At 42.9% G+C, this 21,106-nt stretch carries 14 protein-coding genes; 10 read left to right on the top strand and 4 right to left on the bottom strand.

Annotated features, from left to right (window positions below; all coding sequences use genetic code 11):
• The 3 genes from T426_RS0112425 to T426_RS0112415 all read left to right on the top strand — a co-directional run bounded on the left by T426_RS0112425 (nt 1) and on the right by T426_RS0112415 (nt 3,806).
• Entirely contained in the window at nt 1–735 is a 735-nt protein-coding gene (locus T426_RS0112425; protein WP_051538697.1) for a hypothetical protein, read from the top strand.
• Nucleotides 736–818: 83 nt separating this feature from the next.
• The gene (locus T426_RS0112420) at nt 819–1,715 is read left to right on the top strand and encodes a DMT family transporter (RefSeq protein ID WP_025863975.1); all 897 of its coding nucleotides are present in this window, start codon (nt 819–821) and stop codon (nt 1,713–1,715) included.
• Between the two features lie 195 nt (nt 1,716–1,910).
• The gene (locus T426_RS0112415) at nt 1,911–3,806 is read left to right on the top strand and encodes a KamA family radical SAM protein (protein ID WP_081782407.1); all 1,896 of its coding nucleotides are present in this window, start codon (nt 1,911–1,913) and stop codon (nt 3,804–3,806) included.
• Nucleotides 3,807–4,128: 322 nt separating this feature from the next.
• Here the strand turns inward: T426_RS0112415 and T426_RS23605 are convergent, their stop codons facing one another.
• A complete protein-coding gene (locus T426_RS23605) occupies nt 4,129–6,444 on the bottom strand; it encodes a beta-N-acetylhexosaminidase (protein ID WP_082229547.1) in 2,316 nt (771 codons plus the stop codon).
• A 332-nt stretch (nt 6,445–6,776) separates the two neighbouring features.
• Between T426_RS23605 and T426_RS25165 the strand changes: the two genes are divergently transcribed.
• From T426_RS25165 to T426_RS23595, 5 genes are all read left to right on the top strand, one after another.
• Nucleotides 6,777–7,322, top strand: a complete 546-nt coding sequence (locus tag T426_RS25165; RefSeq protein ID WP_051568986.1) for a hypothetical protein — start codon at nt 6,777–6,779, stop codon at nt 7,320–7,322.
• 92 nt (nt 7,323–7,414) lie between these two features.
• Entirely contained in the window at nt 7,415–10,567 is a 3,153-nt protein-coding gene (locus T426_RS0112395) for a SusC/RagA family TonB-linked outer membrane protein (protein ID WP_025863978.1), read from the top strand.
• Nucleotides 10,568–10,579: 12 nt separating this feature from the next.
• Nucleotides 10,580–12,076 carry a SusD/RagB family nutrient-binding outer membrane lipoprotein gene (locus T426_RS0112390; protein WP_051538704.1) on the top strand — a complete coding sequence of 499 codons (1,497 nt, stop codon included), beginning with the start codon at nt 10,580–10,582 and terminating at the stop codon, nt 12,074–12,076.
• An 842-nt stretch (nt 12,077–12,918) separates the two neighbouring features.
• A complete protein-coding gene (locus tag T426_RS0112380) occupies nt 12,919–13,116 on the top strand; it encodes a hypothetical protein (RefSeq protein ID WP_025863980.1) in 198 nt (65 codons plus the stop codon).
• A 460-nt stretch (nt 13,117–13,576) separates the two neighbouring features.
• Complete coding sequence (locus T426_RS23595; RefSeq protein ID WP_025863981.1) at nt 13,577–14,044, top strand: GNAT family N-acetyltransferase; 468 nt, start codon at nt 13,577–13,579, stop codon at nt 14,042–14,044.
• A gap of 64 nt (nt 14,045–14,108) precedes the next feature.
• Here T426_RS23595 and asnB read toward each other — a convergent pair whose 3' ends face one another.
• Together asnB and T426_RS0112365 are read right to left on the bottom strand one after the other, a co-directional pair.
• Nucleotides 14,109–15,776, bottom strand: a complete 1,668-nt coding sequence (gene asnB / locus T426_RS0112370) for an asparagine synthase B (protein WP_025863982.1) — start codon at nt 15,774–15,776, stop codon at nt 14,109–14,111.
• 310 nt (nt 15,777–16,086) lie between these two features.
• Entirely contained in the window at nt 16,087–16,608 is a 522-nt protein-coding gene (locus T426_RS0112365) for a hypothetical protein (RefSeq protein ID WP_025863983.1), read from the bottom strand.
• A gap of 339 nt (nt 16,609–16,947) precedes the next feature.
• On the opposite strand from T426_RS0112365, the gene T426_RS0112360 reads away from it, so the two are divergent.
• Both T426_RS0112360 and T426_RS0112355 read left to right on the top strand, forming a co-directional pair.
• The gene (locus tag T426_RS0112360) at nt 16,948–18,039 is read left to right on the top strand and encodes a glycosyltransferase family 4 protein (RefSeq protein WP_025863984.1); all 1,092 of its coding nucleotides are present in this window, start codon (nt 16,948–16,950) and stop codon (nt 18,037–18,039) included.
• A 125-nt stretch (nt 18,040–18,164) separates the two neighbouring features.
• Complete coding sequence (locus T426_RS0112355; protein WP_025863985.1) at nt 18,165–19,400, top strand: hypothetical protein; 1,236 nt, start codon at nt 18,165–18,167, stop codon at nt 19,398–19,400.
• On the opposite strand, the gene T426_RS25160 is transcribed toward T426_RS0112355, so the two are convergent.
• On the bottom strand, nt 19,397–20,863 hold the full coding sequence (locus T426_RS25160) for a sensor histidine kinase (RefSeq protein WP_025863986.1): 1,467 nt from the start codon (nt 20,861–20,863) through the stop codon (nt 19,397–19,399). The genes T426_RS0112355 and T426_RS25160 overlap by 4 nt on opposite strands.
• Between the last annotated feature and the right edge of the window lie 243 nt (nt 20,864–21,106).

Below are 21,106 nucleotides of genomic sequence, written 5' to 3'. Positions count from 1 at the left end.
ATGAATACAAGATATATCGATAGAATTGTGAAAAGCCGTTGGTTGGATTTGCTTGTCCGCATGGCGCGGTACAACATGAAAATCATATTTGCCGGACGGTTTCTGTGGTTTTTCCTGGCATCGCTGGTGTTTTATATTCTGCTGGCCATCAACTTAGTCTTTAACGAGCCGGGTTACACGATGTCATCGGTTTACGGAATTCTGTATTTCCCGGCGGTGCTGCTCATCTTTTATCCTACGGCGTTTGGCATTCAGAACGATGCTGATGCGCGCATCCTGGAAATCCTTTTCGGGATACCCGATTACCGGTATAAAGTATGGCTGGTTCGTTTGGTCATGATATTCATCCTGGTTTGGCTGTTCTTGCTGGTGTTTTGCGTGCTGGGCTACTATGCGCTGGTGCCGTTTCCTATTATTTCCATGTCGTTACAGCTGATGTTTCCGGTTGTATTTCTTGGGTGTTTGTCATTCATGATATCCACTGTCGTGAAAAACGGAAATGGAACAGCGGTTATCATGGTTATCGTCGGGATTACACTGTTAATCCTGAGTGATTTCCTTAGCCGCACCCAATGGAATGTTTTTCTCAATCCATTCTCTATTCCGGATGATATGAATGAGTTAATCTGGAGTCAGATAACCCAGAAGAACCGAATCTTCCTGGCAGTTGGCAGCGTAATTTTCCTGTTAGCCGGATTAACGAACCTGCAGCGTCGTGAGAAGTTTCTGAAATAGGAATAAATTTTTATCTGCTGTATGTAAATTTATTTTGGCACTTGCGATTCCGCATTACCTTTGCAGAAACAGATAACCTGACAATGAAAAGCGAAACGCTGAAGAGCCATTTTAAGCTGCATTTTGTAGTCCTGATTTACGGATTCACTGCCATCTTGGGTAAGTTGATTACGCTGCCGGCCACACAGTTGGTTTGGTTTCGCATGTTAATAGCGGCTGTTTCGTTTTATCTGTATTTCCGTATCCGGAAGAAAAGTTTTCGCGTTTCCCGGAAGGATTTACTGCAAATTCTGGGTGTTGGACTCATTGTCGGTGCGCATTGGATTACCTTTTTTGGAGCGATCAAAATTTCCAATGTGTCCGTAACGTTGGGGTGTCTTGCTTCCACAACGTTGTTTACCAGTTTCTTGGAACCCTTGTTTTATCGTCGTCGGTTGAACCTGCTTGATATATTTATCGGTTTGATGATTATCGCGGGACTTTACATGGTGTTCCGTTTCGAAACACAGTATACGGCTGGAATCCTGGTTGCCCTGACTTCTGCATTTCTGGCCGGATTGTTTACCGTTCTGAATAAAAAACTGATTGCTCATAACAGTGCGTCGGTTATTAGCTTCTACGAAATGCTGGGCGGATTTGGCGGGATTTCTATATTCCTGGCGTTTACCGGTCAACTCAATTTATCTTCTCTCCAAATGACAGGCATGGACCTGTTTTATCTGCTTCTGCTGGCAATTGTTTGTACTGCATTTGCATTTGCCGTTCAGGTGGATGTGATGCGGGAGTTGTCGGCTTACATTGTTGCCTTGACCATCAACCTGGAGCCCATCTATGGTATTTTGCTCGCCTTCTTTATCTTTGGCGAGTCGGAACAAATGACAGCCGGATTTTACATAGGAACCGCGGTTATCCTGTTGGCTGTGTTTGGCTATCCAATCTATCACCATTATAAGCGAAAAAGAGCACTTCTTAAAATTTAATTCATTTATTGCATGCATATACTGATTTGATTCATTTTAGGGGCATTTTTTCAATTGCTTCATAATCAAATTTATATTATCTTGTATAGAGTGCAGTTTTGGTGGGGAAATTTTTAGCTAATCTTTAAAGCTTACGTCATGGTACATGCAGTTAATAAACGGAAGAGTTCTGTCAAAAAAAGAACGGAAAACCATATGGTACCCAAGCTAAAGTGGGCCGGGAGCAAGGTGCAGGACGATATTTTTTCGGATGATGTTAGTTTGTTTAAGTCGCATTTTGATATTGATTATGAGAACTATATCCAGCGGCTTTGGGACGCAAATAAAGATATTTATCAGATTTTAGTTGAGGCTGAAGATTTGGAACAAGCACGCGATCGGTTTTATATCTACTTAGATCGTACAGAGCGTCAGGTTTTTGATTTGGATAACAATTTGCATATCCTGGAAAAATCCACTGTACGTGAGTGTATCAGAGTATTGCGCAGTATAATTGGTCCTATCAATGAGTTTAGGACCGAGTTTTCGGCTTTGGATAGCTTGTGGAAATTAGCAAAAAATAAACGGACTGAACTGAAAGAAAAGATATCGGTTGGCTTTATTCTGGAGTTTATCAATCTTTTTCGAGGTGTAACTGGCAAGTCGTTTATCTATCTCGAAGATAAAGAGGTCCGCAAAGGAATTCCGGATTTTCTTCGAATGAAAGGTAGGGAAGCTGCTCTTTTGCATACCGAAATACTGGACGAAATGGGTTCCGGTATGCTGAAGTATTTCAAGAAATATCCATCCGGGCTGGAAGAGGAAGTAATAAGCTGGCGAACAGAGAACCGGGCGAGAATTCTACGGTATTTCAAAGGTTCCGAAAAGGATTGGAGTAATTACATGTGGCAAATCAGGAATGTCATTCGGACTTCTCAACCACTGGCTGATTTAATTGAGCTTTCAGCTGAGCAGCAATTGGCGATCGATAAGGCGGTTCAAAGCAACATCGCTTTTGGCATAACGCCTTACTATCTCAGCCTGATGGATTCACAAATATCTGTTGGATACGATCATGCTATACGGGCGCAGGTTATTCCGCCTAAGGAATATGTGGATAAAATGAGTGAACTCCGTCCCGGGCGGAAGCTATCATTCGATTTTATGGGTGAGCATGACTGTTCTCCTATCGATTTGGTGACTCGCCGTTATCCCATGATTGCCATCGTTAAGCCGTATAACACCTGTGCACAAATTTGCGTGTATTGTCAGCGAAACTGGGAGATTGAGCGGGTTTTAGAACCGCGTGCGATGGCGTCGAAGGATAAGCTTGAAAATGCTCTTTCGTGGTTTGACCAGCACAAAAGCATTGGTGATGTTCTGATTACCGGAGGCGATCCGCTGGTGATGAAAGATGCGCAGTTGGAAAATATGCTGGCTATCCTTTCGGAAAAAAAGCATATTTATCGTATCCGGATTGGGTCGCGCACACCGGTGGTACTACCTATGCGCTTTACTGATGAATTAGTTTCGATGTTGGCCAAATATCATCAGCCACCCCGTCTGCAGCTTTCCATTGTCACACATTTCGAGCATTCGTATGAAATAACACCTGAAGCAATGGAAGCAGTCCGGAAGCTTCGCAAAGCAGGAATTAGCGTTTATAACCAGCAGGTGTTTACCGTCGAGAATTCAAGGCGTTTTGAGACGGCAAAGCTTCGTAAGGACTTGAAATCAATCGGTATCGACCCGTATTATACCTTTAACATGAAAGGGAAAGAGGAGACGAAGCAGTACATGGTCCCAATTGCCCGTATTCTGCAGGAGAGAAAAGAGGAAGCACGTTTGCTTCCCGGCCTCGATCGAACGGATGAGCCGGTGTTCAATGTTCCCCGTTTGGGTAAAAACCATTTGCGTGCCGGACAGGACCGGCGTTTGGTGATGATTTTACCGGAAGGCTCGCGTGTGTATGAATTCCATCCGTGGGAGAAGAATATCAAGCCTATTCCGCCATATAACTACGTGGATGTTCCCATTTATGAATACCTCGAAGAACTGGCCTCTCGCGGCGAGAATATCCGCGATTACCGAACCATTTGGTTCTATTATTAACCTGTGGAAATTTCCTTATTGGCCAGCTCGTTGCAGCTTTCTGTTGACGGAGAATTTCACACTATGGGCGGTGTACATTTTCTATTATACCCATTAAATTAATGTATCGACGCGGTAAATAACTTCTTTGACGGGGTGCCGTGACCCCTTTCACGTAGTAAAAGACCTCGTCGACCCGGTCCAATGACCCCGTCGACGCACTAATTCACCCCGTGCAAGGGGTACCCTGACGGGGTAAACGCGGTTATTAGACGGGGCAGTGGAGTTACGTAACTTCCTCTTCCATTGACAAACCGGGGTCTGGTAGATGAAAATCAGATGGTCAATAAACCTCAATCTCATCGGTGAAAATAAACACGCCCTGGTGCGGAACACGTGCATACTTCGCTTTTACCCGGATGTATCGACACGACTGCTCCGGGAAATCAACCTTGATGGTTTTTACTTTCACTTCTGGTGATTTTGCACGATTCACCGGTTCGGCCTGTTTCCAGCTTTTGACATGCCGGTAATGCTTTCCGTCTTTCGATAGCCAGACATCCATGCCTACAGGGAAACGAATGCCGGCGCTCGACTGTTCGATACAATTCATGCCGACTTCATGAACGTTCATCACCGAATCGAGCCTGATAACCGCATCGAAATCTTTCCCGATGACACCAATCCATTTACCATTTCCCCAGTTATTACCGCCGAAATTCAGGTCGGTTAAGGTTTGTCCGCCCTGAGCACTGTATTTTGCCGCCGGTCGGCTTTTCAGCGTAACCTTTGCTCCCCGGGCTTTGTGAATAATAGCCTCTTTTATCTCGGGTTCTACCAGGATATTGCTATCTCTTACCGAAATAGCTTTAATCGTCGCCGGATGGTCGAGTAAAAAGGCTTGAGTATACCGTGTTCCGTTTTGGAGAGTGGGCTTTGAACCATCGGTGGTATAGATGATGTCGGCCGGTAGTTCCGTTTTGATTCCCACTTTCAGCTTCTTATTTTCCGGGTTAACCGAAAAATGGATGATGGGCCGGTAGGCACTTGGTGCGTAGTTGATGTTGAGTGCTTTATAGCGGTGCAGCATTCGTGCCATTTGCGTCCGGAATTGCTGCCAGTTTTTGGTGCCTTTCTGCTGCCAGGAAATTTCCGACAAAGCGGCGATTCGTGGAAAGACCATATATTCCAGTCGTTTGACATCTGGCACGTATTCGGTCCAAAGGCAGGCTTCCACGCCCATCAGGCGAGATGCTTCAGTCTGTGTAGCTCCTTTTGGTAACGGCTCGTAGTTGTATACTTTTTTCAGTGATGAGTAACCGCCATTAAATGCTTCGGGTTCGTTGTTGCTTAGGCTTTGTGGATGATTAAAATAGAGGTGTGACCCGGTGGCCAGAACTACCGGATGCCCCTTGTCGAGCACCCGTTTCACGCCATCTGCACCGCCCCAGTACATGATGCTGGCGGTAGGGGAGAGCTTACCTTGCAGGATTTCGTGCCAACCGATGAGCTTCCGTCCCTTCGATTTCAGGTATTTGTCGAAGTGGTTGATGAAATAACTCTGAAGGCCGTCAGGTGTCAGATGTTTTTCGCGCATAAGCTTTTGGCAGGAGGCGCATTTCTTCCAGTTACTCTTATTCACCTCATCGCCGCCAATGTGGATGTATTGCGAAGGGAAGAGCTTGACCACTTCATCAATCACATCTTCCAGTAGCTTATAACTCGCCGGGTTGCTGGCGCAATAAACACCGTTGTTCGGCAGCCGTTTTCCGTTTTTATCCTTGCATAGCAATTGGGGGTAGCATTGAAGAACTACTTCAGAATGGCCGGGCAATTCGATTTCCGGCACTACCGTAACAAAGCGCTTCTTCGCGTATGCCACTACTTCCTTGATTTGCTTCTGCGTATAGAAGCCTCCGTATTTGGGACGGTTATCACCCGGTTTCCAGATTTCAAAATCCTGCCACGGCTTTTTCCCCGGTTTGACGACTCGCCAGGCTCCCCATTTTGTCAGTTCGGGGTGCGACTTGATCTCAATTCGCCAGCCAATGCCATCGACCAGGTGCCAGTGAAAAACATTGAGTTTGTGCATGGCCAGATAATCGATGTACTTTTTAATGAAATCGACGGGCATGAAGTGGCGCGAAACATCGAGGTGCATTCCCCGCCAGGAGAAACGTGGCTTGTCCGTTATCTCAACAGCTGGTAAGGCCAGTGCCGGAAGCGTATCTTTTTCCACCGTTACCGGAAGAAGCTGCCGGATGGTTTCGACAGCATAAAAAAGCCCGGCTGTTCCGGACGATTGAACCAGTACTTGATTTTGGTCGATTGTAAGCGTATATCCTTCAGTTGTCAATGAATCGAGTGCTGGATTGTATTGAAGAATGATGGCTTTCTTCCCGGTAGGCAAATTCTGCGAGAAGCTGACAGGCAGATTCATTTTAGTTGTTCGCCGCAGCTGTTCTACCGCCGGAAGCATGGTGGAATCGCTGATGATAACAGGTGTTGAAGATTTTAGGATGAAGTCTGGCGCATCTTTTTCAGTTATTCGATAAGGTTGTGGAACTACCTCGATTGGCCGGATAGCCTTGGGAACCGGTCGACAAGAGAGCAATAAAAAGACGAGCGGAATACTTAGTAACGATACAAAAGACTTCATGTTATGGCAGGTTTATTATTCGGGTGACTAAAATAACCATTCGAACGAAAGCTGGATAAAGTTTTAATAAGATTGAGCCGATGAAGAAACTCTTTTTCGGGAGTATTTTCGGATGTTCTGGATTCATCTTGCCCGGCAGTAATCGGATTGAATTATTTCTGAAATGAATCTTCAATCATTTCCAAATGGTATGGTTACACGTTGATAAAATGCATTTAATACGTTCCATTTTTTCTCACCGTAGTTTTGAACCGGTAAAAATAACATCGTCTGATAATTGTGATGCTGTTTTTATTGTCTGATTTAAAGATTGTTGACTAAAACTGAGCGAAATGAAAAGGTTATTATTAGTTGTGCTGTTGCTCTTGCCGTTACAAGTCCTTTTGGGGCAGGATTTTGCAGCCAATATGAATGGAACGAAATTAAAAACCAAACATCCGGTAAATAAGGAAACTACTGCGAGAGAATACAAGTGGGAATTCTATTCGCCTGATTTGGATAGTTATACCAAGCCGACCACGTCGGTTGCCGACGGGAGTCGCTTCGATACATCGTTGTCCCCCCTGGTAGATATGTTTAATAAAAACTATACCGACCAGGAACCCATTGCACCGGGAAATCCGGCGACACGCATTGTTATTCGTAAGCCTGCTATTTACAATGCCGTTCGTAAGATTAATAAATACTATTCTAAACAGGTGGCTCGTGGTGAAATGAATTCGGCGAAAGCCCAAAAAGGCTTTGAGCGGGTGTTGACCATTGCGATTGCTGCCTTAAGCGAACGCAGCCAAAGTTTTGAAGACGCGCTGCAACAAAACCGGAAAAATCCGGAATCGCTGATAGCCCAGTTTAATCGGGTGAAATTGAAAGATATGTAATATGAAGAATAAAAGAAGGGGTTGCTGCAACAACCCCTTTCTTATGCAATAAGCTATTACAAATAACCTATTTATTTAACTGTTTTAAAGATATGAAAAAAAAGCTTTTTCTGTTTATGGCCTTTTCCTTGTTCCTTTTCGGACAACTGGCCTTTGCGCAAACAGAAATAAAAGGGTCTGTTAAAAGTCCGGACGGAGAATCGATTCCGGGAGTGAACGTGGTCATAAAAGGTACCACTGATGGAACGGTAACCGATATCGACGGAAACTATACCATTCATGCTCAGGGCGGAGGTGTGCTGGTATTTTCTTTCATCGGTTACACGCCACAAGAAGTTCCCGTTGATGGACAGCAAACTATCAATGTCGTTTTGAAGAAAAACACCGAAGCAATTGATGAAGTCGTAGTGACGGCATTGGGTATTAAAACCGAAAAGAAACGGTTGGGCTATGCAACGCAGGAGATTACCGGTAAGCAGCTCACCCAGGTGGAAGATGTGAACGTGATGAATACCCTTGCTGGAAAAGTTTCCGGATTGACTGTTCATACGAAAACCGGTTTGTTTCAGGCTCCTGATTTTCTCCTTCGCGGGAAAAAGCCACTGATTGTATTGGATGGCATTCCTATCTCAACTGACTTTTATGATATTTCGAGTGATGATATTGCCAGCATCAATGTTCTGAAAGGAACAGCTGCTTCGGCACTTTATGGCTCGCGCGGTAAAGACGGAGCCATCATGATTACCACGAAAAATGCGGCTAAGGGAAAACTGAATATTTCGGTTAGTAACAGCGAAATGTTCTCGGCCGGGTTTGTTGCATTCCCCAAAGTGCAGAGTGAATATGGAAATGGTTCCGGGGGACAATATAAATTTGTGGATGGCGCCGGTGGCGGTATTCACGATGATGACCTGATTTGGGGACCCAAACTGGATCAGGGAACGAACATTGTGCAATGGAACAGTCCGATCAAAGACACGCAAACTGGCGAGATGATTCCCTGGAAAGGTCCGGTTAAAGGGACTAAATATGATGACGCCAATCGTTATCAGCGCGTCGCCACTCCGTGGGTTTCGCATCCCGATAACCTGAAAAATTTCCTGGAAACCGGAATCGTATCCAACTCCAATTTCAGCATCAGCTCTTCTAATGATAAAGGTTCTGTTCGGCTATCTGGTAGCCATATGCATCAAAAAGGTATGGTACCCAACTCGCAGCTGAACAGCACCGGCATCAACTTGAGTTCGCAATATAAGATTACGAACAAGTTGACGTTGGATGCCAAACTCTCGTACAACAAGGTGTACACCGATAATTATCCTCGTCACAAGTATGGTCCGTTGAACCACATGTACACTATTGTGGTGTGGATGGGATATGATGTGGATGTTCGGGATATGCGCGATTACTGGATGAAAGGTAAGGAAAACTACAAGCAGGCCAACTGGAATTATTTGTGGTACAACAACCCCTATTTCATGGCTTATGAATGTACCCAGGGTTACGACCGAAACGTTGTAAACAGCAATGTTTCGCTAAACTACCAGCTTTTGCCGAATTTGTCTATCCAGGCGCGTGGTGCTGTGCGGAATCGTTTTCAGTACGAAAACCGGAAGACCCCGAAGAGTTATCTTTATTACGGAAACAGTGTGTTGGGGAATTTCGAGGACTGGAAAACCAAATGGAACTACTACGATTTTGATGTTTTGGCAACTTATACAAAGAGTTTTTCCGATAAATTCAGTCTCGATGCTTTCGCCGGAGGTTCTTCTTTCCGCTACGATCACGATTATCAGTATGCATCGACTGATGGTTTGATTACCGGTGGACTTTTTAATCTGGGTAATAGTCTTGGTCCGGTAAAAGCTGAAAACAAGATTGAAAAAAAGGCTACCCGAAGCGTTTACGGAAGTGTGAATATTGAACTGTTCAAGGCCTTCTACGGAACCATATCCGGACGTAATGACTGGTCATCCACACTTCCGGTCGATAACAACTCTTATTTCTATCCTTCGATTTCCGGAAGTTTTGTGTTGGATAATATCGTGAAGCTGCCTTCGTGGATGAGCCATGCGCAGGTGCGTTCCACATGGGCGCAAGTCTCTACTGACCTGGGTGTGTATAGCCTTTACAACACCTATTCCAATACATCAATGTATGGCTCTACTCCTGGTATGTCATATCCGTCCGGTTTGGCCAACAGTGAGATTCAGCCGGCAAAATCTACCTCGTGGGAACTAGGAGGAAATATTGGATTCTTCAAGAATCGTTTGAGAGTTGATGCGACCTACTACCAGGTAAAAGACGAAAATCAAATACTCGATCTCCCGATTTCTATTACGTCCGGGTTCGATTCCCGCAAGGTAAACGGTAACGTGTATAATACGACCGGTGTGGAGTTGATGGTGAACGTGGTCCCAGTGCTGACCAGTAAGATGCGCTGGAACATGGCGATTAATTGGTCCACGAATAAAAAGGTGCTGAGCGAAATTTATGGAGATGCTGAAAAATTTGGTTATACACGTGAAGACAAAACTCGTGTATTTTTACATAAAGGTGAACGTGTAGACAGCTATTATGCCACTGTTTGGCAAAAATCGCCCGATGGACAGACTATTATCGACCAGGCGAGTGGTTTACCTATTCGTGACCCGTTTGTGCGAAAATTAGGTCATCTCAACGCGAACTGGCAGTTTGGTTGGAACAACACGTTTACTGTTGGAAACTGGCAGTTCAATGCTGAGGTTGATGGTCGAGTGGGAGGAATCATGCCTTCGCTTACTGTGTCTAAACTCTGGTGGGGAGGAAAGCATCCCGAGTCGGTAGCTAACCGCGATGCGGAATACGCTGGTCAGCTTTATGTTCCGAATGGGGTAGGAGTAGTGAGTGGTGATGTTCAATACGATACCGATGGAAATATTACTTCGGATACCCGCGTTTTCGAGAAAAACCAAAAAGGATTGAAGTATTCCGACTGGGCCATGACCTATGGTTATCGTGCTAAAGAGATGGGCGTTAATACCTTCGATGCTTCGTTCGTTAAATTGCGCGAGGCTTCCATCAAATATGACTGTTCCTCTCTTTTTGCCGGAACTGTTGTCAAAGAAGCGTATGTACAGCTCATCGGACGAAATTTGGCGATGTGGAAGAAAGCGAAGCTGATTGATCCGGATTTCGGTAATGACGATAATCTGCAGGATCCTTCTGCACGTTATGTTGGTTTTGGACTGGGTGTTAAATTCTAATCAATGTAAATCATGAAATTCATACAAAAATCCATATTATTCTTCCTGTTGGCTGCCACACTGTTTTCGTGCGAAAAGTTGCAGGATATTAATGTTAACCCCAATAATGCACCGGAGACGCATCCTAAGCTGCTGTTGAAGGATATTGCCTGGAATGCCTTTAACGGGCAAGGTACCAGCTCTATGTTTGCTTCGCGGGTCATGGTGAACTCTGATGGTGCAAGCAACGAACAGTATTATACCTGGAATCGTGGTGATTTCGACCGCTATAATCAGCTTCGGGATATTACGAAAATGATTGAGGAAGCCGACAAGCAGGGAACGCCTGAATATGCTTATCTGGCGCATTTTTTCCGGGCATATCAGTTTTATGAACTCACCCGACGATTTGGTGATATTCCTTACTCGGATGCCTTGAAGGGCGAATCGGACGCAGTTTATACGCCACAATACGATGCGCAATCAGCAATCATCCCGGCATTGCTCGATGAGTTGAAAGCAGCCAATGAAGGTTTGAAAAGCGTAACCTACATTGATGGTGATATTATTTATGGTGGCGATCCGATGAAGTGGCGGAAGTTGATCAATTCATTTCGGTTACGTATCCTGATGAACCTGTCTAATAAGGCTGGCGATGCCACGCTGGATGTTGCCGGACGATTTCGGACAATATACCAAAACGAACCGTTGATGGAAAGTCTCGATGATGCCGGTCAGTTGGTTTATCTTGACCAGGAAGGAAGTCGTTATTTTGAATTCCTGGGGAAATTTGGTTCCGTAGGTATGGATTCTACATTCGTTAAAATGTTGAAAGATCGTCAGGATCCCCGGTTGTTCGTCTTTTGTCAGCAAAGCCCTAATGGTGTTTCAGCTAATTTACCGGTAAACGACTTTGATGCGTATGGAGGAGCTGACCCGACATTAACGTTTGGCGCTATTTCTGATGAGCGTAACAAAGGATACGTTTCGATGGTGAATCCCCGCTATTTTGATAATCCGATCAATGAACCGCATAAGTTGATGGGGTACGAGGAGTTGCAGTTTATTTTGGCCGAAGCAACCGTTCGCGGCTGGATTGAAGGTGGAGACTTGGCAAAGGCGAAAGAATTTTATGATGAAGGTATTAAAGCATCGTTTCAATTCTACCGAAAGTATGCCACTGATTACGCCCAATATTTGGGTGATGATGCAATTGCAGCGTATTTGAATGAGCCGATGGTTAATTTTGATAATGCCACGACATTTGATGATCGTATCAAATATATTATTACTCAGAAATATATTCAGTTCTATTTCCAAACTGGTTGGGAGCAGTTCTTTAATCATCGCAGAACTGGTTATCCTGAATTCCTCACAGGTGGTGCCGTTGGTAATAATGGTAAGGTTCCGGTACGCTGGATGTATCCTGAAAGCGAATATAATACCAATGCTAATAATGTTCAGGCGGCTGTTGGAAGACAATTTAACGGTGATGACAATATCAATGGACAAATGTGGTTATTAAAATAAAGTTGGTATGAATGCATGGTTGATTTATTTTTTATTTCATTCAGTAAATCAATCTATTCTGTGTTTGTAGTAAGTACCCAATTTCTCTTTTCGCAAAGTTTTTAGGTTGTTTAAGCGGAGTCTTCTTTAGAGGACTCCGCTTTTTCATTGGCAAACGATTTCAGGTCCTATAAAATAGGAGTTTTCACCACTGATTTAATGATTCATATTATAAGCTTTTCATTATTATAATACAATATTTTGAAATGTAAATATCTTGTCTTATCTTCAGGAATACAAACTGTTAAGACCATGTTTTGTACGGCAAACTAACATGTTTTACCAATTGATTTCATAAATTCAGGGAATAATCGCGATGGATTGTTATCAAGTAATTGCGCTTTTCCATCATTCAACAGGTATATGATTTAGTGATGACATAATCGAATTATTAGTATCGGTCCAATGGAAGCGTAGCAGGCTTAATTGTTTCCATTTTAGTTTGACCAACCCCTCCTGACTGCTCTGGTCTGGAGGGGTTTTTTGTTACTGTTTACCATATGAAATGTTGGAAAATTTGTTGAAGAATGATGAACTCTATTTCCCGAAAATGGGTGAAAACAACACGTATAAAAAATTTATAGAAAATAGCCAACTTTTTGATGAATGTACGGATCTGATATGTGAATGAACAGATCCTTTCGTTAAACGTAAAATATTATGAAAAATAAGAGATATAAATACATCAAAAACAAACCTTCTTGCTTACTCTAGATTTGTTAAAAAGCCAGGAGTGTACTATTTTTAATAATTGAAAACTAACTAACATATTATTTATTTACTGACTTGCTATTAAGTAAATCATGGCACCGACTGAAAGAAAAAACAGCACAGTAGGTATTGCGATGGCATTTGGGGTGGGGATTGGATTCATAGTAGAGCTATTTGCCTCATCAGAGATACCATTTGGAACCGGAATGATAATCGGGGGACTTATTGGTTTTCTCTTTGGTAATTTTATTAAAATGCTTGTGATGCCCTGGAGACAGAGACAGCGCTAAAAGAGTTTTTATATTTAAACCATTGCTTTTTATTGATTTAAAGCTCATCTTTTCGTCAGTGTAATCGATAAGTTGTTGTCTATGTGGGTGGTACCCTGTCAACTCGCATTTCGAATGTTTCATGATATCGTTTTGTCATTGCAAAAGAATAGATGCTTTCATTGTGTTATTGAATAACAAAGTGCATGGAGAATATGGTTCACCGGTACCTTCTTTTGACAGGGAAAAAACCGGTAAGCTCTCGTGGTGTATTCACTCCGCAAGAGTTAGAATATTAACAAGTTTGGGTGTTTTTGTTAGTATTCAACCGTGCTCCCCTCTGATGAATAATCGGAGGGGTTTTGGTTTTATAGGGCACCATCTTCTCAGTAGGAACAGATAAAACATTCCACTCCTGGCTAAACAATATGGATGCATTATGTTTTAATATGGGTGAATTCATTTAATTGTAGTAAGGAAGATGGTAAAAATCAGAGCGTATCGCAAGGAGGATTTCGATAAAGTAGTACGATTGCATCGGACAGCGCTTGAGGCCATTGGAATGTACCGGGGAGAAGGTCCGTGGGACGACGATTTACCTTATTTGGATACCATATATGGGGGAGATAACGGCTATTTTCTGGTGGGCGAGAATGAAGGTCAGATTGTGGCGATGGGAGCTTTCCGGAAAACAACGAATCAACTTTGTGAGATAAAACGTATGCGCGTTCACCCGGATTATCAGGGGACAGGATTGGCGAAGGAACTATATATGAATTTGGAGAAGGAAGCGGTTTCGCGCGGTTACTCTAAATTTCATTTGGAGACCTCGGAACCGCAAATTGGTGCCCGAAAATTTTATCAGAAAGTAGGTTTCCGGGAAACCGGAACAGCGATAATTGATGGCACGCTGAGTGTTTTAATGGAGAAGGATTTACCTCAAAAGTAAAACAGCCACCCGAAGCAGGAACGGGCAGCTGTTTGTGAACTAATACTGGGGTTAACTTTTTTCATCATTTATAGGCTTGTTGATGAACATTCTTTACTGCTCGTCCACTTGGATCGGCACTGTTGCGGAATGACTCATCCCACGCTAACGCTTCAGCCGTACTGCAGGCGATTGATGGTACCGACGGAACACAAGCAGCTGCCTGGTCCGACGGAAAATGTTCACTGAAAATGGCCCGGTAAAAATATTCTTCTTTCGACATAGGCGGATTCACCGGAAAGCGGAATTTGGCATTAGCCAATTGTTCGTCGGTAACCTGTTCCGCCGCCATGGTTTTCAATGTATCAATCCAGCTATATCCTACACCGTCAGAGAATTGCTCTTTCTGGCGCCAGACAACACTTTCGGGCAAATAATCTTCGAATGCTTTGCGCACCACCCATTTTTCCATTTTTCCATCCTTGGCCATCTTGGCTTCCGGATTCAAGCGCATAGCGACATCTAGAAACTCTTTGTCGAGGAAAGGAACACGTCCTTCAACTCCCCAGGCTGCTAACGATTTATTCGCCCTTAAGCAATCGTATAAATGCAGTTTGCTTAACTTCCGTATGGTTTCTTCGTGGAAAGATTTAGCATCCGGCGCTTTATGGAAGTAGAGGTAACCACCAAAAATTTCATCGGCACCTTCACCGGAAAGTACCATTTTCACGCCCATCGATTTGATGACTCGTGACAACAGGTACATCGGCGTGGAAGCGCGAACGGTTGTTACATCGTATGTTTCGAGATGGTAAATCACGTCTTTCACCGCATCTAGCCCTTCCTGTATGGTGAAGTGAACTTCATGATGAACGGTACCAATGTGGTCAGCCACTTTTTGTGCAGCAGCCAAATCGGGCGACCCTTCCAGACCGATGGCAAATGAGTGTAGTTGAGGCCACCAGGCATCCTTTTTATCTTCTGTTTCAACCCGGTGGGCGGCATATTTCTTCGCGATAGCGGAAATAACCGATGAATCGAGGCCTCCGGAAAGCAATACACCATAAGGTACATCGGACATAAGCTGACGATGAACAGCTGCTTCCAAAGCATCGCGTAATTCGTCGATGGATGCCGGATTGTCTTTTACATTATCATATTCCGTCCATTCGCGTTTGTACCAACGCTTCATTTCACCTTCGGTGCTTGACCAGTAATGGCCGGGCAGAAATTCTTCAATCTTGTTGCAGACTCCTTCCAGCGATTTCAGCTCAGAGGCAACATAGAAATTTCCGTGTTGATCCCATCCCATATACAACGGTATAATACCGATATGGTCGCGGGCAATCAGGTATTCATCTTTTTCTTTATCATAAAGTGCAAAAGCAAAAATTCCGTTTAATTCTTCCAGAAAATCTTTTCCCTTTTCGCGATAGAGTGGAAGAATTACTTCACAATCCGATTTGGTGAGGAAATCATACGAGTCTTCATATCGATCACGAATTCCCTGGTGGTTATATATCTCGCCATTGACAGCCAGTACCAAATTACCGTCTTTACTGTACAACGGTTGTCCTCCGGATGAAGGATCGACAATGGATAATCTTTCGTGAGCCAAAATGGCTTTGTCCTCGCAAAAAATGCCGGACCAATCCGGACCGCGATGGCGAATTTTCTTGGACATTTCCAGGACCTGAGGGCGCAGCTGCTGCGAATCTACTTTCAGGTCAAATACACCGACAATTCCACACATAATAAATCAATTGTTTGGTATTTATAATTCGTTTATCTAATATCTATAATAACTCTTTTTGAAAGCTTTTGTTGTGGTAAATATACATATTTCTTTTAAAAACCACCAATAACCTGACAAAATGCAATCAAACAACGAAATATTTAATACTAATGTAAGGTTTTGTGAAATTGAAAAATCGAGACTTAAAATAGGTAAATCTTAATTTTTTATAGGAAGAATGCGAATGAGAAGGGGGTGAAACTGCTAATCATAGCAAAATAAACCCGGCATTCATTTGAAATGCCGGGGGCAAGAAAAAAAACTGATTTTATTCAAATTTGTTGATGATTCCCTGATCGAGCATTGATTGTGTGATTCCTAAATCCTGCTCAAGAAACTCATCCAGCTCTTCTTCGCTTTTGAAATCAGCTACAAGACCATTGTAAACCAGGGTGAATGTGTCGGAAGCCTGAAGAATCTTCAGTCCCGGAAGTTCCTTGTTGAAATCTTTTACAGGATATCCCGGCTTTTCCTCTTCATCTTCTGCCACCTGGTCAAGGTAACTAACGTAAAAATCGTGACCTCCCTGCAGTAATACCTGAAGAATGTCGTCATCGTCCGCCCGGTCATAAAATTCGGTCACAGTCAGCCGGTAGATTTCCATGGCTCCTTCACCATTGATATAGAGAACATCGCCGAAAGGTTTATCTGGTCGGGTTTCCAATTCTTCAAAATCAAGCGCTTCCGCTTTGGCCAGAAAACGGGGTTGAGCGTTGTGCAGTACAAATTCGGCCGGTTCATCTTCGGAGGCGAAGGGATGGTGACAGATTAAAAAACGAGCTGTTTTCATTTTATTGAATTTAATTTTTCTTTTCGAAATTAATCAACACTATATGTTGTGTGAAATTTATTTACTGTTCCTTTTTTCACTATTTATTGAATTGTCCTACCTGACAGCCATTTGATACGTAAATGTGACAATCGGGAAGCATTACTAAATAATGCAAAAGTATGTTATGACGTGAGACTAACCAATGTAAGGTTAATTATTTTGGCGGAGAAGAATGCAAAATAATTTTAGCTTTGTATCCCGTAGACTTTGTGGAATTGAAGAACGATTGCTGCAGAACCGTTGAACTATTTGAGCAAAGGCCGATAATATATTGAGCATAAATTCATTAAGGGTAATATGAATATTTTACACATTGCTACTATTAAAGAGTGGCGAGGAGGTGATTCTCAGCTATTGAATACCTACGGTTTGCTCGAATCGCTACCGGATATTAAACAAACGATTCTTTGTCCAACGGGGTCTGTACTTTCTGAAAAATGCCAGGCAAGACAAATTAACCATTATACGGCTCCGGTTAATTCAGGCCTGTCAATTCCATTTATTAAAACGATTAAGAAAGTAATCAGCGACGAGCAGATTGATATCGTTCATGTCCATGATTCAAGTGCTTTTTCCATGATCTTGTTGGTGATTAACTTTTTCCCAAACGTCAAACTCGTTTATTCGAGAAAAAGGAACAACCGCATTGCCAATAATTTTTTCAAGAGAGTTAAGTATAATCATAAGCGGGTCAATAAGATTGTTTGTGTATCGAATGCGGTAAGAGATGTCTTTGACGGAGTAGTAAAAGACATGAATAAAGTGATCACCATATACGACAGTATTGATGTAAACTTCTTTGCTTCACAAAAAAATACTCATCGCCTAAAGAATGAATATAAGCTACCGGAGGACACGATACTTGTAGGGAATATTGCCGGATTAACGCCACAGAAAGATTTGTTCACTTTTATCGATACGGCAGATTTGATTCTTCAGAAGACAGATAAAAAGATCAAATTCGTCATCATTGGTGAGGGGGAATTGAAAAATGAATTGATAGCTTATTCAAACAATAAGAAGATTGGCGAACATATCATCTTTACTGGGTTTAGAAATGACGTTCATGAAGTTCTTCCCGAGTTGGAGGTTTTATTAATGACCTCAGTAGAAGAGGGACTACCTTTAACCATATTTGAGGCTTTTGCCGCAAAGACTCCTGTCGTGACAACAAGGGCAGGAGGAACTGCTGAAGCTGTTATTCACGATGAAACAGGTTATCTAACAGAAGTTAAAGCAACAGATGATTTAGCCAATGGGGTCTTGCGCATTATTGGCGATGATGCTTATAAAGAACAAATTTCGAAGAACGCCAGTGAGTTGGTGTTTGAGAAATTTAATTTGGACCGGATGCGGAATGATTATCATAACTTGTACCTAGGATTATAAAGAACAAAGCTTCTGAAGTTCGGTCTCATTCTATCCTTCGACAATTTCTAAACAGAAAAATATCGTTTGACAAAAATTTAATGCCCGGCAAATGTGCTTTGGTTTCATAGCTGTATTTTTGTCGTATGCTTGCTGATATTTATCTCTATAATCCGACCAATGAGCTGGCCATTGCCAATGGCGATCCCAATTATATGCCTCCTAAAAGACTGCTCCAATTTGAAAGAGATTTGAGCACCTTGCCGATGTTCTTTGCCGCAGAGACTGATATTGTGTTGGTTCACGAAGTTCCTTCGGAGTCATTTGTAACCCTTTGGCAAAAAGTGGGGAAGAATCTGCCACAGTTTTTGATGGAAGATGAAGCACTTAATGACCAGGCGTTTTGTCAGCAGCCAAAGGGATTTTTGTATCCATGGGGGTGGAGTCCGGCTGTTCACCGAAGGTTGAATCCTCTAAAAGAATTTTGTTCCGATGAATTCAGAAGCTCACCGATAGCTCAATGGACAGAATCTACCTGCGAGATTTACAGCCGGAAAACTGCCGCAGGAGTTCTATCGGAAATTTTGAGAGTGGCAGGAGAGAATGACTGGTTGTTACCTTTGGATGAAAGCCCTGTTTTATGCACGCAATTAGAGGAAATCATCAGCTTGCAGAGTAAGTGGGGGAGATTGGTCGTGAAGTCACCCTGGAGCGCTTCCGGACGAGGAATTCAAATGCTGAGAGCAAATGAGTTTAATCAGTCAAACCGGCAGGTTATTTCCGGATTTCTGAAGCAACAGGGCTACGTGATGGTAGAACCGTGGTTGAATAAAGTCGCTGATTTGTCCCTGCAATTCTATTCGAAAGGAAAAGGAGAAGTCGCTTATCGGGGACAATCTTCGTTTTTAACTGATGCCGCCGGGCGTTACCAGGGGAATTATATCCGTGAATTAACACCGGGCCTTTCGGCGGATGAAAAAAGCTTTTTAACGGATTACGTGCCTATTGTCAGGCAGCTGCTACAAAGTGTACTTTCCGAAAGTGTTTTTTCACATATGTATCACGGTTGGGTGGGAGTCGATTTGTTGCTGTACCGCGACGTGAAAAATAAGCTTCGATTGCATCCGTGCCTGGAAATCAACTCTCGCTACAACATGGGGGTTTTAACACTGGAATTGCGTGAGATGATTTCTCCTGAAAGTGACGGAAGATGGGAGATAACCGTTGATAGACCAGGCCGGTTTAGTCAGGATATCAAAGCACAAATGTCCCGTTTCCCTGTCAAAATGGTTGACGGAAAAATAGCCGAAGGCATTCTGCCGATGATTCCTCCGACTGACGATGCACAATTTGGCGTCTGGTTAAAAGTGGAACGTGGCTAACTTACGGTTGTTTTAATTGGTGCGTAAGGAATATTAAACCGGAAAGTCGTACCGTTTCCGGGACTTGATTCCACATCGATGTTACCGCCCATTTGTTCAACAAGCGCTTTGCAAATGGAGAGTCCCAGTCCGGTTCCCTGCGCAAACGGATCGAGTTTGGTGAAACGTTTGAATATCTTCTGCCGGTTGTCTTCTGAAATTCCAATACCTGTGTCGCTGACGTAAAATTCCAACAAGCGTTCCCGCGAATTCAGGTCGTAACCAATCCTGATTTCTCCGTTTTGTGTGTACTTTATTGCGTTTGACACTAGTTGTTTCAGTATTTGAACTAACCGGTCACAATCGGTTTTTATTGGCGGGAAGTGCTGTTTTTCAGATTTTTCATCAATAACGAGATTGACTTCCGGCAACAACTGTTTCTTCATTACTTCGATCACATCATCGCAGATTTCTGGTATGCTGCATTTAATGAAGTCAAGCTCGTATTTTCCGCTCTCAATTTTCGAAATCTCAACGATATCATTAATCTGACTGAGCATGTAATCGCTCTGCTGGTGAATAATACGTTGATATTCGGTCCTCTCTTCCTGTTCTATATCATCGTTTGATAACAGGTAAGCAAAGCCAATAATTGAATTAAGCGGTGTTCGAAGCTCATGGCTAAGATTGGTCAGGAAGGCCGTTTTTAATCGATCCGACTCTTCCGCCTTTTCTTTCACACGGATTAACTCATGCTCAATAATTCTGCCCCGTTCCAGCTCATGCGTCAACCGGTTGTTCTTTTGTTTGAGCTCCAGCGTACGTTGATTGATTTCTTTTTCACGGTTTTGGAAAGTCTCGTTAAGCAGATTTTGCTGTTGCTGACTTTGCAAATGCTGATGAAAATTTCGTCTGGCATAATATTCCAGATAATATGAGCCAAACATACCAATCAGGTTCATGGCCGTGAAGAAGAAGAAGGATATGACCAACAATTCCGAGAAGGTTTGCTGGGCAATTATTCTACCGGTAATGAACAAAATCAAGGTAATCCAGCCGGCAATGGACGCATACAAAAATCTGAGTCGTATGAAGAAATAGCCTGCGGCAAAGACCAGCATCAAACCTCCGTAATAAGTGAAGTTTTCCGGCTCAAGAATAAGCATATAGCTGATACCTGCTCCGGAAACAACGTAGCAAAGGGCCATTAATTCCTGCCATACTTTTTCGAAAAGATTGGTGTAGGAAAAAAACAATGTTCCGCCCATCAACGGAAGTACGATACCGAATCGGATGAGTAAGAAGGTTGTTAACCGGTTGGGGATGTAGAGATAATCTACAATACTAAATCCTGCGTACAATATAGTAAGCAACAGGAAGGCAAACCGAAACTGCGGTAACGAATCACGGAAATATTGTTTTCGAAAATCGGATTCTGTCTCAGGCTGGTCTGCAAACAACAATGTAACCGGATGAAGCCTCATTCGTTTTTCAGTTATCTGGGGGTAAAGCATGCTATTGTAAAAGGGTTAGAATTTATTTATGTGCATCTTCAAGTTACGGCATTCTCCTGATTTAAAACAGTCTTCCCATAAAAAAATAACATTTTGATTAATGAATATCCATTGCGATGAAGATAATTTGTTCATTCGACCCGATCTTTTAGAGAAACACAAACTTTATAAAGTTTTCTGTGGAAAACAAGGTATTGTTTAGTTTTGGACATA

The organism is Prolixibacter bellariivorans ATCC BAA-1284, from assembly GCF_000621705.1.
Taxonomy (GTDB): domain Bacteria; phylum Bacteroidota; class Bacteroidia; order Bacteroidales; family Prolixibacteraceae; genus Prolixibacter; species Prolixibacter bellariivorans.
The sequence above is the reverse complement of the archived record's forward strand: the minus strand, read 5'-3'. Positions and strand labels throughout refer to the sequence as shown.

Bases quoted from the DNA above. Each gene is read 5' to 3' on its own strand.
- T426_RS0112425 (WP_051538697.1), top strand. From the start codon at position 1: ATGAATACAAGATATATCGATAGAATTGTGAAAAGCCGTTGGTTGGAT.
- T426_RS0112420 (WP_025863975.1), top strand. From the start codon at position 819: ATGAAAAGCGAAACGCTGAAGAGCCATTTTAAGCTGCATTTTGTAGTC.
- T426_RS0112415 (WP_081782407.1), top strand. From the start codon at position 1,911: ATGGTACCCAAGCTAAAGTGGGCCGGGAGCAAGGTGCAGGACGATATT.
- T426_RS23605 (WP_082229547.1), bottom strand. From the start codon at position 6,444: ATGAAGTCTTTTGTATCGTTACTAAGTATTCCGCTCGTCTTTTTATTG.
- T426_RS25165 (WP_051568986.1), top strand. From the start codon at position 6,777: ATGAAAAGGTTATTATTAGTTGTGCTGTTGCTCTTGCCGTTACAAGTC.
- T426_RS0112395 (WP_025863978.1), top strand. From the start codon at position 7,415: ATGAAAAAAAAGCTTTTTCTGTTTATGGCCTTTTCCTTGTTCCTTTTC.
- T426_RS0112390 (WP_051538704.1), top strand. From the start codon at position 10,580: ATGAAATTCATACAAAAATCCATATTATTCTTCCTGTTGGCTGCCACA.
- T426_RS0112380 (WP_025863980.1), top strand. From the start codon at position 12,919: ATGGCACCGACTGAAAGAAAAAACAGCACAGTAGGTATTGCGATGGCA.
- T426_RS23595 (WP_025863981.1), top strand. From the start codon at position 13,577: ATGGTAAAAATCAGAGCGTATCGCAAGGAGGATTTCGATAAAGTAGTA.
- asnB (WP_025863982.1), bottom strand. From the start codon at position 15,776: ATGTGTGGAATTGTCGGTGTATTTGACCTGAAAGTAGATTCGCAGCAG.
- T426_RS0112365 (WP_025863983.1), bottom strand. From the start codon at position 16,608: ATGAAAACAGCTCGTTTTTTAATCTGTCACCATCCCTTCGCCTCCGAA.
- T426_RS0112360 (WP_025863984.1), top strand. From the start codon at position 16,948: ATGAATATTTTACACATTGCTACTATTAAAGAGTGGCGAGGAGGTGAT.
- T426_RS0112355 (WP_025863985.1), top strand. From the start codon at position 18,165: ATGCTTGCTGATATTTATCTCTATAATCCGACCAATGAGCTGGCCATT.
- T426_RS25160 (WP_025863986.1), bottom strand. From the start codon at position 20,863: ATGAGGCTTCATCCGGTTACATTGTTGTTTGCAGACCAGCCTGAGACA.